The organism is Streptomyces sp. SCL15-4, from assembly GCF_033366695.1.
Lineage (GTDB): Bacteria > Actinomycetota > Actinomycetes > Streptomycetales > Streptomycetaceae > Streptomyces.
In genome coordinates this window covers 4,854,180-4,867,472 of the sequence record NZ_JAOBTQ010000001.1, presented here as the reverse complement: position 1 = coordinate 4,867,472, position 13,293 = coordinate 4,854,180, and the positions used below count along the sequence as shown (strand labels likewise).

17 protein-coding genes are annotated in these 13,293 nt (G+C 71.5%); all 17 read right to left on the bottom strand.

Going from position 1 to position 13,293, the window contains the following annotated elements; translation table 11 throughout:
- Positions 1-2 precede the first annotated feature (2 nt).
- The 17 genes from SCK26_RS21695 to SCK26_RS21615 all read right to left on the bottom strand — a co-directional run bounded on the left by SCK26_RS21695 (position 3) and on the right by SCK26_RS21615 (position 13,290).
- Entirely contained in the window at positions 3-806 is an 804-nt protein-coding gene (locus SCK26_RS21695) for a peptidoglycan-binding protein (protein WP_318202977.1), read from the bottom strand.
- Positions 803-1,018 carry a hypothetical protein gene (locus tag SCK26_RS21690; protein ID WP_318202976.1) on the bottom strand — a complete coding sequence of 72 codons (216 nt, stop codon included), beginning with the start codon at positions 1,016-1,018 and terminating at the stop codon, positions 803-805. The genes SCK26_RS21695 and SCK26_RS21690 overlap by 4 nt, the downstream gene beginning before the upstream one ends.
- A gap of 62 nt (positions 1,019-1,080) precedes the next feature.
- Positions 1,081-1,395 carry a hypothetical protein gene (locus SCK26_RS21685; protein ID WP_318202975.1) on the bottom strand — a complete coding sequence of 105 codons (315 nt, stop codon included), beginning with the start codon at positions 1,393-1,395 and terminating at the stop codon, positions 1,081-1,083.
- Positions 1,396-1,471: 76 nt separating this feature from the next.
- Complete coding sequence (locus SCK26_RS21680; protein WP_318202974.1) at positions 1,472-2,269, bottom strand: hypothetical protein; 798 nt, start codon at positions 2,267-2,269, stop codon at positions 1,472-1,474.
- Positions 2,270-2,282: 13 nt separating this feature from the next.
- On the bottom strand, positions 2,283-3,791 hold the full coding sequence (locus SCK26_RS21675) for a glycosyl hydrolase family 28-related protein (RefSeq protein WP_318202973.1): 1,509 nt from the start codon (positions 3,789-3,791) through the stop codon (positions 2,283-2,285).
- On the bottom strand, positions 3,791-4,732 hold the full coding sequence (locus SCK26_RS21670; protein WP_318202972.1) for a hypothetical protein: 942 nt from the start codon (positions 4,730-4,732) through the stop codon (positions 3,791-3,793). The genes SCK26_RS21675 and SCK26_RS21670 overlap by 1 nt, the downstream gene beginning before the upstream one ends.
- A 2-nt stretch (positions 4,733-4,734) precedes the next feature.
- A complete protein-coding gene (locus tag SCK26_RS21665) occupies positions 4,735-5,889 on the bottom strand; it encodes a siphovirus ReqiPepy6 Gp37-like family protein (RefSeq protein WP_318202971.1) in 1,155 nt (384 codons plus the stop codon).
- Positions 5,890-5,902: 13 nt separating this feature from the next.
- Positions 5,903-6,901, bottom strand: coding sequence for a phage tail protein (locus SCK26_RS21660; RefSeq protein ID WP_318202970.1), 999 nt, complete (start codon positions 6,899-6,901; stop codon positions 5,903-5,905).
- A complete protein-coding gene (locus SCK26_RS21655) occupies positions 6,902-9,991 on the bottom strand; it encodes a phage tail tape measure protein (RefSeq protein WP_318202969.1) in 3,090 nt (1,029 codons plus the stop codon).
- A gap of 6 nt (positions 9,992-9,997) precedes the next feature.
- The gene (locus SCK26_RS21650) at positions 9,998-10,132 is read right to left on the bottom strand and encodes a hypothetical protein (RefSeq protein ID WP_318202968.1); all 135 of its coding nucleotides are present in this window, start codon (positions 10,130-10,132) and stop codon (positions 9,998-10,000) included.
- A gap of 68 nt (positions 10,133-10,200) precedes the next feature.
- The gene (locus SCK26_RS21645) at positions 10,201-10,743 is read right to left on the bottom strand and encodes a hypothetical protein (protein ID WP_318202967.1); all 543 of its coding nucleotides are present in this window, start codon (positions 10,741-10,743) and stop codon (positions 10,201-10,203) included.
- A complete protein-coding gene (locus SCK26_RS21640; RefSeq protein ID WP_318202966.1) occupies positions 10,740-11,219 on the bottom strand; it encodes a phage tail tube protein in 480 nt (159 codons plus the stop codon). Before SCK26_RS21640 ends, SCK26_RS21645 begins: the two co-directional genes overlap by 4 nt.
- Positions 11,220-11,229: 10 nt before the next feature.
- Entirely contained in the window at positions 11,230-11,664 is a 435-nt protein-coding gene (locus SCK26_RS21635) for a minor capsid protein (protein WP_318202965.1), read from the bottom strand.
- On the bottom strand, positions 11,661-12,011 hold the full coding sequence (locus tag SCK26_RS21630) for a hypothetical protein (RefSeq protein ID WP_318202964.1): 351 nt from the start codon (positions 12,009-12,011) through the stop codon (positions 11,661-11,663). The genes SCK26_RS21635 and SCK26_RS21630 overlap by 4 nt, the downstream gene beginning before the upstream one ends.
- A 12-nt stretch (positions 12,012-12,023) precedes the next feature.
- A complete protein-coding gene (locus SCK26_RS21625; RefSeq protein ID WP_318202963.1) occupies positions 12,024-12,338 on the bottom strand; it encodes a hypothetical protein in 315 nt (104 codons plus the stop codon).
- The gene (locus SCK26_RS21620) at positions 12,332-12,751 is read right to left on the bottom strand and encodes a hypothetical protein (protein ID WP_318202962.1); all 420 of its coding nucleotides are present in this window, start codon (positions 12,749-12,751) and stop codon (positions 12,332-12,334) included. The genes SCK26_RS21625 and SCK26_RS21620 overlap by 7 nt, the downstream gene beginning before the upstream one ends.
- Positions 12,752-12,780: 29 nt before the next feature.
- Positions 12,781-13,290, bottom strand: a complete 510-nt coding sequence (locus SCK26_RS21615; RefSeq protein WP_318202961.1) for a hypothetical protein — start codon at positions 13,288-13,290, stop codon at positions 12,781-12,783.
- Between the last annotated feature and the right edge of the window lie 3 nt (positions 13,291-13,293).

Here is a 13,293-nt window from a genome sequence, read left to right as displayed (position 1 = left end):
GGTCAGACGTTGGGGACGTGGAGCTTGGCCCAGGACGTGGGGCCGGGCGGCCACCGGGCGTCCGCGCCGCTGTAGCCGAGGGACCGCTGGTACGCCTCGTACGCCTTGACGTCGGCCTCTCCGAGCGTGGGCCCGGCACCGACCCGGTAGTACCGGCCGAAGCCGCGCGCGATGAGCCGCTTCCCCATCGCGGTGAAGATCTTCGAGGAGCGGCCGATGGCGGGCTTGCTCCCGGCCATGAACAGTTGGGCGCCCGGGAACGGCTCGTACCTCGGCGCCGGGGCGGGGCCGCCGCCGGTCCCGGCCGGACAGGGCGCACCCTTCTTCACCCACGCGTACAGCGGGCCGCCCGGGCACTCGGTCGCGTACCCGTCGCGGTGGCCCAGGATCTCGTCCTCGGCGCCGTGTGCGCGCAGCAGCTCGATGCCGTCGCGGATCGCGCCGAGCATCTCGTCGGTCGGCTCGGTCAGGCCCTCGTCGCCGACCAGGCCGACGATCGCGTAGTGCGCGATGTTCAGCGGCTGGTTGCCGTTGGCGCCGGTCCGCCGGCCGATGCCGCGGCCCTCGAGGAGATAGCCGTGCGGGCAGGCCCCGTAGTTGTAGGCGATGTCGGAGTAGTTCTCCTTGGTGTTCGCCAGGTGGGAGCGGCGGATCGCCTGCCACTCCGCGATGCACGCGGCGTGGTCGGTCAGCAGGGTCCGGCTGACCGGCGTGCCCTCGTAGTGGACCTTCACGCCGCGGGTGGTCGCCTGGAGCGGGGCGGCCGACGCCGGCCAGCCCAGCGCCTTGCGGGTGACGAGTCTCATCGGCTGGCCTCCTGCTTGTCGTCGGCGGCGGCCTGGTCGTCGACGGTGTGCGCGGCGACGGCCGCCGCCGCGGCGATCCAGGCCCCCTGGACGGTGTCGCCGAGGTCGTCCCACGCGGGCATCGGCCGGCCGTCGTGGGTGAGGCCGCCGGTCGCCTCGCTGTACGCGAGGTAGGCGACCTGGCCGAGGTCGCTCAGGGAGTGCTGGGGCATGAGGTCTCCAGACATGACGAACGCCCCGGCCGGGCGGCACGGGGCGTGGCTGGGGGGGAAGGTCAGTGACGCGGCGGCCAGGTCCAGTGGCCCGGCTCAGCGCCCTCGGCGCGCGAGGTGGCCCAGTAGGTGTCGTTGCCGTCCAGCAGAACTTGGAGGTTGCACGTGACGGTGCTCTCGTCCCACACGCGCACGATGATTGCGGGGAACTGGTCGCCCTCGGCGACTCGATTGCCGACGTGACCGATGTAGCCGGTTCGGTCTTCGGCGCCGCGGCTCTCGTGGAAGTCCTTGCGCCGGCGGTTGATGTCGGTGGCGTCCTGCTCCGTGAGCTGGTAGTGGACGATCCGGCCGACGGATGGCTGTTGTTGGGGCACGGGCCCTCCAAGGGGCATAGAGGAAGCCCCCGGCCGAGCGGCGCGGGGGCGGGAGTGAGGCGGCCGAGCGGCAGACTCAGTGGCTGTGGGGGACCTGCAACGCTCGCCAGATCGTTTCGTTGGGGTATCCGGCGTAGGCGCCGCCCGGGGAGCCCTGCGCGGTGTGCCAGTTGCCCCAGGCGGTGAGGTCGGCCGAGCCGATGTCGGCGGACGGCGTGTAGCTGCCGGCGCCCACGGCGATGAGCCGCTTGGCCGCGGCGAGGACGAGCGGCGAGGTGCGCCCGATCCGGAAAAAATCGGGGCCCGGGTAGGGCGCGTACGCGGCGGCCGTGCCGCTGGACGTCTTGATCAGGGCCGGGTCGTCCACCCAAGACGTGTCCGCAGTCACCATCGGCGAGGCGTACTTGGGGTAGCCGTACCCGTACACGGCGGTGTCGCTTCGGTTGCGTTCCCGCAGGTAGACGCCATCGCCCTCCGGTGATCCGGTCAGGTTGGTATTAAATTCGATCGTCCAGATTTTGGTGGAATCGAATTTCCAGACCAGACCGGTGTGCTCTGTGCCGCCCGACCCCAGCATCACCTGCGCGCCGATCGCCGGCTTCCAGCTCCAGCGGCCCCAGGAGGTGTACGTGCTGACCGCGACGTCGCAGGCCGGGGTCTGCGGCATGATGCTGATGTCTCCGGCCCGGTGCGCGAGCCACAGCAGTCCGATGACGCACCAGCTCTGGCCCTGGTAGGGCGACATGCCCGGCGTTTCGGCGGCGTATTTGTTGATGTTCGTCCAGGTTGAACCCGACCGGTCCTCCTGGTAGTGGATCGCGGCTTCCTGCGTCCCCAGTTCGATCATCGTCTGCGGGGTGATCGCGGCGACCATGGGACCTCCCTGCTTAGGACGGGTCGAGGATGCGCCAGCCGACCGTGCTCGCGTCGGAGGCGGACGTGGACTTGATCGTGAAGCTGGTGCCAGCCGTGCGCGCGTTGACGTACGGGGCGCCGACGGTGCCGCCCGGTGTCTGGATCGCCAGCATGATCACGCTGGTCGCGGTCACCGCCGTGGTGTTCACGGTGACGGTGCCGGCCGCGAGGACCGCGGTCCCCATCCGGGCCGCGGTGCCGCCGCTGGGGACGACGGACCGGCCGGCCAGGACGATCGACCCGTCGCCCGGGTCCAGCCTGTTCACCGTGCCGGACAGCGCGTTCGGCTTCGACCCGGACAGGCCGAGCACGGTCGAGACGGTGCCGGTGTCTGTGCGCAGGCACGTCGTCGCGCCGGACCCGGGCGCCACCTCGGTGACACCAGCCAGGACGACGCCGACCGCCCCGTTGGTCAGCCAGACGCTCGTGCCGTCGCTCCCCTTCGTCGTGAAGCCGATGGCCGTGACGCCCTTCCCCCCGTACACCTCCAGCCCGGTCGTGCACTGCTCGGCGCCGCAGCTCGTCAGGCTCACGCCGGTGCAGGTGTCCAGCCGGTAGCCGACCGGGGCGCCCTGCACCGCGCACGCGGACAGGCTGCTGTACGCCATGCCCTCCAGCCAGATCCCGCCGGTGACGCAGCCCTCGACCGAGACGGCGGTCATGGAGACGGACGCACCGCCGAGGACCGTGTCCTGCGGCGCCTGCGCGTGGACGCCGACGCCACCGCAGGTCCGCACCCGGACCCGGTGCAGGACCGCGCCGGCGAGCTGGTGACAGAAGATCCCGTCGCCGCCCCACGACTGGATGAGCACGTCCCGCACGCTGACGCTCGGGGTCGACGGCGCACTGAACCGTGTGAACCGGATGCCAGAGCCGAAGCCCCTGCCCGGACCAGACAGTTGCAGCCGCTCAAGGGTGATGCTGCCGACGTCCGTGCCGGTGATGCAGTCCTTGTTCGGGTCGGTGGACTGGAGGATGGTTGCGCGCGGGCCCGCGCCGACCGCGTTCACGCCGCTGGCCCAGGTGAGCGCTGCGGTCAGGATGTACCGGCCCGCCGGGAAGTACAGCGTCCCACCCCCGGTGGTGCCAGCGGCGTTGATCGCGGTCTGGATCGCCGCGGTGTCGTCCGTGACACCGTCGCCGCGGGCGCCGGCATCCTTCACGTTCAGCCAGTCGGGTGGCGTGCTGCTGGCACTGCCGGCGGTGACGGCGTGCGCCTCCACCCACACGCGGGCGGGCCCGCCCGCGTCCGCCCACATCCCGGTCACACCGTCCGGGCCGAGCCAGCGCGGCAGCGCACCGTACTCGTCCGCGCGGACCTCCGTCACGGCGGCGCCGCTCGCGTCCTGGAGGTCGGTGTACTGGGTGCCGCCGTCGGCGGCATCCCACAGCGTGATCACCTGGCCGGCCGCCACGCTCCACAGGCCATCGGCCGGGCGGACCACGTAGTCGCCGATGCCGCGACCGTACTCGTAGCGCATCAGGTGCTCACCGCCCAGCTCATGCTCTCGGGGTAGACGACGTCGCCGGTGCCGATGACCGGGTGCTGCGTCAGCAAGACCTGCCCTGGGGTGTCGGAGGATGCGGCACAGACCGTGATCCGGGCGATCTGCACGCCCGTGACGTAGGCCACGCCGTACTGGTCCCGCGAGGGGTGCGTGTAGTCGAGCGGGACGATGAGCGGCAGGCTGGCGGCCGTTGCCGCAGCGAGGGCGCTGTTGGTACGCCGGAAGGTGCCGAGGCGCAGGTGTGTGGTTCCGGCCCGGGTCTCCAGCACTGAGCTGGTGATGATCTCCCAGTTGGGGGTGGCCTTGTCGACCGAGATGACGCCGCTGCTGTCGTAGATCGCCACCCAGGAGGTGCCGGTCCAGACGCGGACACGACCGGTGTCGGTCTCCATCGCCAGCTCACCAGGGACGGGATTCGGGTTGCGGGTCGTCGAGGTGCAGGGACGGCAGCGGGCGCCCGCGTACAGCTCGGCCCGGGTCACGGACACGGTGCCGGCGCCAGCCTGCACAGCGACGACGGCGAGCGGGATCTCGTAGACGCCCGTGTCCCCGGTCTGCTGCACGACAGGCGGGAGCATCGGACCGATGATCCCCTGCCGGACGGCCACCCGGACGGTCCACGCGGACCGGTCCAGCCTCAGCACGACCCAGTCCCGACGCGTCGCCCCCAGAGAGTTCGGTGCGATCGGGAGGGTGATGGTGGACGTGCCGGAGTACCAGGCGTGGCCGCGCACGCTGGCGTAGACGTCGGGGCGGACGGTCACCGACAGGCCTGTCCCGGCGGACACCACCGCAGCGTCGGCCGGGCTGCCGTACACGCCGTCGTCGGAGAATCGCGCGGCCACCTTCTCGTACTCGATGTCGGTGATGACCCTGGCCCCGTGTGCCGGGGACGGCCATGAATCGTCGGCCACGCTTACCTCGCTTCGATCCGGCCAAGCCTGCGGCTCAGCTCACGTACGATCCGCACCATCTGCGGGTCTGTGGTGGCGTCCGGCGAGCCGATCAGCGATGTGACCTGCTCACCGGACTCAGGGGACGCCTGGAGACGAATCGACCGCACCAGGTCGGCCACCTCCACGCCGGTCGGCAGCGCCACGGTGACCCGGTCGCCGAGCGCGAAGTCCCGGCCGGCGCGCAGGTCTTCCGTGTCGACGGTGACCGTGGCCAGCTCCACCGGAGCCGCGCCCTCGGCGAGCGCCTGCTTCCCCTCCTGGGTCAGCTGGCCGCCGTCGTTGCTGTCGGCGCTGGAGTCGACCAGCTGCTCCACCCGCCACCAGGCGGACGCGGCGGCCGTGTCGGAGACCTCAACGTACGGGCGAGGGAATGCCTGCTCGGCGCCGGTGACGAGGGCGTGGGTGACCGTCGGCGCGGACCGCCGGAATGTGAAGCTGCGGAGGTTGCCGAGGCCGGCCGAGAAGCGGGCCGTCGCGGTGCGGTCCACCGGCTGGTACACCTCGAAGAGGATCTGGGAGCCGGCCTGGCGGGCCCGGATGCCGAGTCCTCCGCCGTCGGTGGCCACCCGGCGGCACACGTCGAGGAGCCGCTCCAGGCGGGTGTCGACGGACACGGTGGTACCCACACCGGCCACGGGGCCGAGGGCGAAGTGCGGGATGCGGCGGGCCGCGAGCGCGCCGGGCCCGCAGTTCTCGTTCACCAGCTGCCTGATGACCTGCTCGGCATTCGTCGCGGTGATCTTCCTGGACGTGTCCGGCTGTGCGGACCACGCCGAGCCGGGCGCCGGCCACGTCAGGTACCCGGCTGGGAGCGCCAGGTCGTCGGTGAAGGTGACGGTCACCTTGCCCGGCGGCGGCTCGCCGTCCCCGGCGATCCCCCAGCTGTAGTCCTGCGGGACCTCCATCGGACCGGCCATCCAGACCTGGCCGTCCCGGATCACCATGAGCCGGTTGCCGGGCTGGAGCTGGGCCATCACCTCGGCGTGCGCGGTCAAGTCCACCGATCCGGTGCCCGGCTCGTTGAAGACCTGGGTGACGTCGAGGCTGGACCAGTCGGTGAGCGGGTCCCCCTGCACGACCAGGTCCCGGTCGGTGATGAGGAGCTGGACGGCCACCGGCCCCACCTCCTTAGGCGGTCTCGTACCGCGGATAGAAGGAGAGGTCCACGGCCGACCCCGGGCCGCTGCCTGCCAGGGTGAAAGTCACGGCGTTGTCGCCGGGCTGCAAGCTCCACAGCGTGGCGGCCGGCCAGTTCAGCGCGCCGATCCAGTTCACGCCGTCCGGAGAGCCGTCCAGGTAGCGCACCTGCGGCGGGTCCGTGCGGACGGTGACCTGCTCGCCGGGGAGGAGGGCACCGTGCCCGACGGCCGTCGGGTCGAGGACGAAGGATTCGGTGACCGGGCCCGAGCGGGTCGTCCGGCTCACTGAGAAGGTGACCAGCGACGCGGGGCCGGTGACCGTCCAGGTCGGCCACACGGCGACGTCGCCCGGGACCGTGACCGTGGTCGCGCCCAGCACCTGGGAGGACGACACGGTCGGGAAGGGCGCGAAGAAACTGCCGCTGGCGGCCTGCTCGCGGTGCACCACTACCGGCACCGGGTCGATCCAGTACGGGTCCTCGCAGAACAGCGTCATGACCGCGGTGTCCACGATCCACCCGGACCCCGCCGTGCCGCGGCCCTCCCAGCCCTCCTGGTATATGACCTCGATCTGCCGGCGGGAGCCGTCCGGGCGGGCGATCTCCAGCACGCCGGGCCCGTCCCGGAGCGTCCGGGTCCACGCGGTCGCCAGCGCGCGCCAGCGCTCGATGAACTGCATGTGAGTGTCGCCGCGGACCTGGATCGGCCACACGATCTGCCGGGGCTGCGCCTGGACGTGCCGCAGGGTGGCGCCGCCGCGCGCCCGCTGGTCGGTAGTCAGCTCGTACGGCACCGCGCCGAGCCCCGAGACGCCCTCGGCCAGGGTCTTCCATCCGAGGGAGCGCGTGGTCAGCGGCCACACCCCGCCGGCCGGGTCGTAGTAGGTGACCACGGCCCGCCCGAGGTCCGGCAGGACGATGCCGCCGCCCCCGGCCGGGGGTTGCCCGGTGTCCGGCGGGGTGACGACCGGCGCTGTGATGAGCGGCATCTACCGGGGCCTCCCCACTCGCGCGAGTGCGTCCTGGCGGCGCTGGAGCGTCTCCAGGTCGCGGATCGTCATGGACCTGTGCTGGAGGTTGTAGGTGGTGTTCGTGGTCTGGTTCACCACCCGGCGCGGGGTGGCCCCGGCCGCCGTGTTGACGGCCACCTGGGTGGGCGTCGGCGTGTCCACGAGGCTGGCCATCGACCGGTTGACGGCCTTGCGGCCGGACTCGATGCCCCGGCGCAGACCCTCCGCCGTGTACGCACCGACCCGGGCCATCACCCGCGAAGGCGACTTGATCCCGAGCGCCTTCCGGATGCTCTTCGACATCCCCTTGGCGATCCGCAGCATCTGCGCCTCGATCGAGCGCTGCTGCTTCTTCAGGCCGTCCACGAGGCCCTGCCCGGCGCGGATGCCCGCCCCGTACATAGCGTCCGCCGCGGCGTTCCCTGCGCTCCCGGCGGCCGACGCGAGCTTGGCCTGCTCGGCGTTGATCGCCTTGATCTGCGCCGGGGTGGCCGAGGCGAGCGACGCTGCGACGGCGCCGCCCTGGTCCACGCCGGCCTGGGCGATCTGCGACAGCAGGTCCGCGCGGACGCCCCGCTTCTTCAGCGCCGCGAGGTGCTTCGCGAACGCCTCGGCGGCCTTCCGGTCACGCTGGAGGCGCGCCAGGATCCCTTCAGGACTCTGGCTACCGCTCTGCCCGGTGATCGCGCCGGAGTCGAGGATGCCCTTCTTCACGTCCGACGCCAGCTTGTCGCGGGCGGCGATCTGGCCGGACAGCTTCTTCTGCGCGTCCTTCAGCCGCGCGGCGACCTGCTCCTCCTGCGACGCGAGCTTCAGCAGCTGCTTCGTGCCGGCCGACACCGTGCCGAGCGCCCGCGAACGGGCCTTCCCCGGGCGCAGCGCGTCGGCGATGATGTCGGCCAACTTCGCCGACGCCGCCTTGACCTGCTTTGTCGACCCGGTCAGGCCCTCGATCAGACCGCGCGCGATCCACTGGCCCTGTGCCTTGGTGACACGGCTCGGGCTGTGGATGCCCAGAGCGTCCGCGATCGGGCCGGGGATCGCGTCCTTGGCCCAGCCGACGATCTGGTCCCGGAGCCAGCCGCCCATGGACTGGATGCCGGACCACAAGCCCTGGACGATGGCGACGCCCTTGGACACCAGCAAACCCGACAGGTCCCCGATGGCCGATGCCGTGCGCTGGGGCAGCCCCTGCACCCACGTGATGAACTCGACCGCCTTGGTCGCTGCTGCCGTCTTGAATGCCTGCCAGGCAGCACTGGACACTCCGACCAGGCTCCCAGCGAGCCCGGCCAGAGCGCTGAGCAGCCGACCGGGCAGCCCAGACACCCACGAGATCAGCGCCACGAGATGCGTGACCGCCCACGTCCGGGCCTGCCCGAAGTAGGTGCTCACCATGCCCGGGATCTGGCCCAGCAGCGAGATCGAGGCGATGACGGCGTTCTTCGCCTCGTCCACCTTGCCGCTGATCCAGTCCCAGGCGGCGACCGTAGCGCCCTTGATCTGGTCCCAGTAGCTGATCACCAGCACGACGAGCGCGCCGATCGCCAGGCCGACCCAGCCGATCGGGCCGAGCGCCATCACCCAGGCTGCGGCCATCCGGCCGCCGGCGATCAGCGCCTGCACGCCGAGGGTGACGAGCACCGGCACGAGCACAGCGGCGATCACCGCCGCCGCGGCCTTCACCTCCCCCTGGTGCTGCTGGAGGAAGCTGTAAAAGTTCATGAAGCCGGGGATCACGGTGGTGCCAAGGAAGTCCACCACCCCCTGCTGGAGGGAGTTCCGGAACGCGGTGACCTTGGATGCTGCGTTGTCGCGCATCCCGTCGCCGAGCCTGTCCGCGCTGCCCTTCGCACCGTCCATCGCCTTGGCCGCAGCGCCCACGTTCAGGGAGAAAAGGGCCGCGCCAAGATCCTCGCCCGGGCCGCCGAACAGGTTCTGCACAGCCTGCTTGGCCGTGTCCGTGCCGGGCCCGACCTTCCGGATCGCGTCGAGAACCTGGTCCATGGCCTTCTCGCCGCGCTTCCCGCCGGCGGCCATGTCCGTGCCGACTTGCCCGGCGTCCAGGCCGATCGACTTCAGCGCGTCCGACGTCGTCTTCGAGCCGTCGACCAGACGCAAACTCAGTTCCTTGAAGGCGTCGGCGATCTTGTCGGTGTCCTTGCCCCAGCCACCCTGGATGCCCTGCCGGATCAGGCCCATCGCGGTCTGGCCGGAGATACCGGCGGCCTTGAAGACGGGCGCGTACTCGGTGAACGTCTCCAGCAGATCCTCGCTGGCGGCACCCAGGCCGCGCGAGCCGGCCACGAGCAAGTCGAACGCGGCGGTGGCGTTCGGCGCCAGCTTGTTGCGGATCATCGTGGCCGCAGCGTTCGCGGCCTGCGAGACGTCCACTTCGAGGAGCTTCGCCACGTCGGATGCGTTCGTGGCGATGGACTGCATCTGCTGGATCGTCGCGTCCGGCTTGAACAGGCCAGCCGACGCGATGGCCTTGATGGTGTCCGCGCCCTCTTGGAAGTCGGCCACGACGGCGTCCTTGAAGAGGGCGCCCGCCACCTTGCCGTACCGGGCGGCCTGCGGTCCCGTGGCGCCGAGCTGAGCGCCCATCACCGCGGTGATCTGCCCCTGCTCCATGGCCTGCCCGAAGGCGTCCATGAGGACCGCGCCGGCGGCCGCCCCTACGCCCAGGGCTAGCGTCTTCAGCTTGGACAGTCCCGTCCCGGCAGCATCCGCGGCTTCGGCTCCGCCTTCCTCCGCGCCGTCGACCAGACCGTCGCCGAGTGCCTCCCCGGCGTCCTGACCGCCGCGGCGGGCTCGCGCTTCCGCCTCAAGTGCGGCTGCTGTGACGGCGTCCACGAGGTTTCCGCGCATGTCGCGCCACTGGCTATCAGCGCCGCGGACGTAGCCGCCCCCGAGCTGCTCGCCGCCCTGCTGTCCGGCGCGCTCGGCGTCACTGGCCATCTGCTGGCCGGTCTGCCGCAGCGCCTGCTCGGCGCGGCGGAGCGCCGGCTCCACCGCGCGGTCGTCCACGCTGAGAATGGCATTCAGCTCACCGACGGTCAGCGCCACAGCGGCTCACCTCCTGGCAGGTTGCGGATCGTCAGGGGGAGGCGCGACGTACCGCGCGAGGCGGGACTCGGTGGAGAGCAGACCGAGGATACGGACCTGGAGCCAGCGCCAGGTGCGCTGCTGGAGGATGCCCGCCTCCACGTCGATGCCGTAGATCTCGTGGAGGTCGGCCTCGATCAGAGCCCACTGGGCGAGGAGGCGGTCCCAGGTCAGGTCTGCGGCCGACCCTTTCGGCCCCTGCTTCGCCGCGGGGATGCCGCCCTCGTACCACTCATGGAGGCCTGTGACGGGGTCGTACTCGCCGCAGCCGACGCCGAGGAGCCGCGCGACGCCTGCCGACGGGCCGCCCGATTCGGTGCTTTTCCCATCTGGCCCGTCTTCCAGTACTGGGCAGCGGTCTCACGGTCTGTGGTGATCCAGAACATGGCGGTGAGCGCGCAGTGCTTGAAGGCGCTCCAGCCCAGCTCCGTCTTCATCCGCTCGTATGCACTGCCGAGGCACATCCGGTAGAGGTCCAGTTCCTCGGTGTCGCCGAGGACCGGCGCGTCCGGGGCCTTCCCCCCGGCGGCGAGCCGGGCCGCGAGCGTCGTGATCCGCTCGACGCGGATTCCGTCCTCGGCTGACGGATCCTCGATGCGGTAGACGCGCATCTTCCCGTCGCGTCCCGGGACGGGCAACTCCAGGTGGTCCTCCAGGAAGCGGTCGAGGGCCTCGAAGTCGAGGGGCTCAAGCTCGCTGCTGCCGCCGCTCACGCCGCGACCGGGTTGTCGATGAGCTTCAGTTCGCCGTCGCCGGTGACCGTGATCTCCACCTGGTCCAGCGCCGTGTGCTCGCCGCCGGAGTACTCCCACTTGACTACGCCAGTGCCCTCGTACGCCTCCGGCAGCCCGTCCCGGTCGAACCAGCGCAGGTGGGCCATGGAGGCGGAACCGAACGAGTAGGCAGCCACCCGCAGCTTCTCGTGCGTGGGGTGGTAGGTCTTGGTCTTGTCGTTGATTTTACGGTTGATCGTTACGGTCAGCTCCCATTCCTGGGCCGTCTTGGTGTTGCCGTTCCAGCCGGCCGACTCGTAGTCCGAGCTGTCCTCGATGTTCGGGTCCGGCATGGGCGGCTTGAAGTCGGTGACCCCGAAGACGGTCTGCCAGTCGGTGCCGTCCTGGTCGGCGCTCATGTCGATCTGGAGCCGCCAGCGGCGGGCGAGAGCCGTGGTGGGTGTGGGGGTGGACATGGGCGTCCTCCTAGTCGATCAGGTAGGGCCCGGACCTGGTCGTCCGGAAGTAGTAATTGCTGCTCAGTTCCAGGCGGCCCCGCTCGTCCTGGCCGATCCACGCCTGCGACTGCCGCCACGACAGCGCCACATGGACGCCGCCGGCCTCGTAGTGCCGGCGGTTGTGCAGCGCGGCGAACACGTCGTCAGCGAGCTGGACCACGTCGGCCGGGTCCGTGCCCGCGCGGATGCGTGCCTGGATCCCGGTGATCGCGTCGGTGGTGTCGTCGTCGGCCACCGGGTAGGGCGTCAGCCCGATCACCCTGTCCGGCCCGTCCGGGACCCGGCCGAGGACGATGCCCGTGCCGTCGGCCGGCAGGACATCGTCGGGCGAGTAGACGCCGACGCCCTCGGCGGCCAGGAGGACGGCGATCCCGGTCAGGAGGTCGACATCGTGGGTGCTCACCGCAGGGCCCGCCGGATCTCGGCGGCGATGAGCGCGGCCACCTCCTGGCGGGCGGCGTTGAGGGGCGTCTCCAGGTACTTCGCGGTCCGGCCCGGCGCGTGCCGCAGGTCCAGCTGCTCATGCTGGCGGACCGCGTAGGGGGTGTCGTAGCTGACCATCGCGGTCAGCGACGGCGCATCGACGGACGCCGTCCCGGACCGCTGGAGCGCGGCCTCGTCCAGCGGCACGACCTGGTCCGCCTCGCCGAGGACGTACTCGGCGGCGAGGAACAGCCCGCGGGCGGCGCTCTCGCGGAGCGCCCGTGCCGCGGGTCCGCCGTTGAAGCTGAGTCGGAAGCCCTGCGGCACGGTGGCCTCCCGCTATTCGAGTTGGATCTCCACGTGGTCCGGGGTGGGCAGGCCGCCGCCGTCACGCTGCTTGGTCTGGATCACCCTGGTGACCCGGCCGCCGGGGAGCGTCACCCGCGAGAGCGTGGGCGCGGCTGTACCCGGGTCGGCGTACGCGGTCGACGTCGAGGTGACGTCCTCACCGCCCGGGCTCCGCACACTGCGGGTCTGCTCGTCCAGGAAGCAGCGCACGGTCGTGGCCGGCCCGTACTTGGGGCCCTTGCTGGTGTCGCCGAGGTACGGCTCGATGGTGATCTGGTGCCGCAGGAGCACGCGCGGAATCAGCACGTCACCGCGCCTATCCGGAAGATGTCCGGCGTGAGCGCCGGGTCCCCCAGCGCGTCCCACACCTCAGGTGCCAGCTGCCGGGCCGGGGCGTCCTCCCCGGTGACCGCGGTCACCGACCGGCCCAGCTGCACCGAGCCGATCGCGACCGAGCCCCAGCCGACCGCGTCCGCGCCGGACGGATCACCGACCTGATCCCACCAGGCCGCCTGGGCGCAGACCGCGTCCCGGAGCGCGGCGACCACCAGCGGGTGGGTAGGCAGGCCAGCCGGGTCGACGTCGTACTGGCAGTACCGCAGGACCAGCCGCTCCAGCATCCGCGACGCCCGCAGCAGCAGGCCGGGCGTCTGGGACGTGGCCGGCGGCGCCCCGGGGTAGGCCGCGTACTCCTCCACCGTCGCGTACACGCGCGCCATACGGCCTCCTCTCGGGGGTGCCGGGATGGTCAGGCGGACGCGCCGACGATGCAGATGTCGTACGTCACCGCGGACCCGCCACCGGAGTTGGCGACCTTGAGGATGTCGCCCGTCGACCCGGTCACCGCGTACGCCGTGGCGTCGGCTCCGCCGGCGACCACGGCGAGGACGGCGCCCGGGCGCAGAGTGATGGTGCCGGTGGCGGTCAGCAGCGGGGCCCAGGCGTTGGAGGAGGCGTTGCCGATGACGACGCTGTTCGTGTTCCCGGGTGCCGCCGCGATGACCAGGCCCTTGATCCGGGCGAAGGTGATCGTGCCGCCGAGGGCGTCGAGGAGTGCGCCCGCAAGGTCGAGATCCTCCGACCCGGACGCGGCGATGGTCCGGCGCGCGGTGTAGACCCTGTCGGCCTGGCCGGCGCCGGTTCCGGAGGCGAGCGTCACCGCCCGGGACAGCCCGGCCGGGACGCGGGCGGTGCCCAGCCCGGAGTCAGCTGACAGCTCGGTAACCGCGGAGACGGCGAGGGTACTGGAGAGCGGCATCTG